Origin of the sequence: Campylobacter sp. US33a, from assembly GCF_004378855.1 — a bacterium.
Classification (GTDB): Bacteria; Campylobacterota; Campylobacteria; order Campylobacterales; family Campylobacteraceae; genus Campylobacter_D.
Genome location: NZ_RYYL01000012.1, coordinates 43,261 through 44,545 on the forward strand (window position 1 = coordinate 43,261; position 1,285 = coordinate 44,545).

The following is a 1,285-nucleotide window of genomic DNA, read 5'->3' on the forward strand; positions in this document are numbered from 1 at the left end:
ACGATGATGGCACTCAATATTAATGCTATTCCTATTTTAGCAGATATTGCACCATATTATAGACAACTTGCTTATAATTATTGGCAACATTTTAAAGAAGATAGGAGAACACCTCAAAATTTTAAACTTAAAGGAGATGAAAGATATATACACAAACTCTCAATTCAAGATTCTATACATCATTGTGAATCAAGTAGTAATGAATACAAAAATGAATGGTATATCGGCTCTCCTATATCAAAACTAGGGATTAAGCTAGGATTACATCAAGACAATCAATATAGCGATACAACGCTGCTTCATACAATCAATACAAGCTCTGGAATAACAGGGGAACACTCCATTATCCCCCTTACTCAAACTCTCTATTTTTATGCTTATCTTTTGGAATTAGATGCTAACTATAACAAAGTCAAAGATAAAAATCTTAGCGAGTGTATAGAATATCTTAATCATTTTACGAAAAGTATTCAAATATATATAGAAACTTTTGTGTTAAAAAATAATGATATTAATAATAAAAATTTTACTCTTAAAAATAGACTTCTTGGGCTTTTTAAAAATTCGCCAATCAATCATTTTGAATACTTTCTTTCATTAATAGCCACTATAATGCAAGAAATAAATGACAGTTCGCAAGAGGTTGGAGATAGTTATTATGCAAGCTATAAAGCTCCTACCATTAGTCAAACAAAAATCATAGATTTTATTTTAAAGGTGCAAGAAAAAGAAAAATATATTTTAATTCTTGATAAAAATGATTTTAATAAATACAGAAAAGATTGTTCCTTTGTTAATAATCAAGAAAATTTAGCTTATAAAATTGCCATTGGGGAATTTAGAATTTTCATTGTAGTTTATAAAGATATGAAATGTCTTGAAAATATTAACAATATAACAAAAATATATGGATATAATTCAAAAAGTTATAAAATAAAAGATCAAATTTGGGATGAGCAATATTTAGGTGGAGTTTGTAAAATATCACAAGCTTTATATTTTAGCGGAAAAGCTAAAATAGGCATCATTTAAGGAAAACTATGATAAGTAGAGACTTTTTATATTCTATCCATAAAGATAAAAAAAGTATTTATTTACTTTGTGAAAACAAAAGCATAATTGATTGTCAAAGTATTTATGAAGAACTTTATAAATTAGAAGCAACAACAGATTTTACTTTTGAAGAGTTGCAAAGCTATCAAGCTTATATCTTCCTAAACTCCACCCTCCTTACAGGCTCCACCGAACTCCCTAATAATCCTTTTTACTTTGGAGAATTAGATAA

General features: G+C 27.2%; 2 pseudogenes. Both read left to right on the forward strand.

The features are described from left to right. Positions 1-1,032 (forward strand): annotated as a pseudogene (locus ELQ16_RS10335) (hypothetical protein); the annotation flags it as partial. 8 nt (positions 1,033-1,040) lie between these two features. Beyond that, positions 1,041-1,285 (forward strand): annotated as a pseudogene (locus ELQ16_RS08605) (hypothetical protein); the annotation flags it as partial.